At 67.5% G+C, this 825-nt stretch carries 1 protein-coding gene; it reads left to right on the forward strand.

The window, feature by feature from the left end:
* Positions 1-63: 63 nt before the first annotated feature.
* A partial coding sequence (locus tag NBW84_RS10470; RefSeq protein ID WP_250284038.1) for a site-specific integrase occupies positions 64-825 on the forward strand: 762 nt, incomplete at its 3' end.

An 825-nucleotide genomic window follows, 5' to 3' on the forward strand; every position in this document is an offset into this window, starting at 1 on the left:
CCCACGCTGCACAGCATCCACCGGACCGCACGTGCCCTTCTGTCAGTGCTCCGGAAACGCCGGTTGATCAAATTCAACCCGGCCAGTGACGTGGAACTGGCGCTGCCGCCCAACCCTGAAGTGCTCGCCTGGTCCGGGGCCCAACTCGGCCAGTTCCTCGACTACTGCGAAAGCCGGAACGATCCGTTGGCCGTGGCGTTCGCCGTGATGGCCTGCCTCGGCCTACGCCGCGGTGAACTGGTCGGACTCCGCTGGGAGTACATCGACCTTGCCAGCGGCACGGTCACGATCCCGTCGAAACCGGGAACGACGATCGTCACCGTGGGTGGGAAGGCACGCCCGTCGAAGCCGAAGACCCGGCAGTCGGCTCGGGCCGGTGCCCTCGACAAGGAGACGGCGGCGGCACTGCGCCGCTGGCACCGACGGCAGGCCGAGCAGAAACTCACCATGGGTCCGGGCTGGGCGGAGACGGGGTTGGTGTTCACGCAGGCGGACGGCACGGCGTGGCATCCGAACACGGTGTCGTCCCGGTTCGAGACGCTGTCACGGCATGTGGACCTGCCCGCGATTCCGCTGAAGAACTTGCGGCATTCCAGCGCGACCATCGGTCTGGAGTCGGGAGAGACCTTGAAGGAAGTGTCCGAACGACTCGGCCACAGCAACATCAACATCACGGCGACGACGTACACGAAGGTGACTCCGGCCCGGGCTGCGGAAGCTGCGGAGCGGCGCGCCGCGGCAGTTCCGCGGAAGGGTCGTGCACACCAGGGTGCACACCCACCGGTTGCGGGGGCCCCGCAGTGGCAGCCACCGAAGCAAAGGCGC

The organism is Protofrankia sp. CiP1_Cm_nod2 (assembly GCF_920664355.1).
Classification (GTDB): Bacteria; Actinomycetota; Actinomycetes; order Frankiales; family Frankiaceae; genus Protofrankia.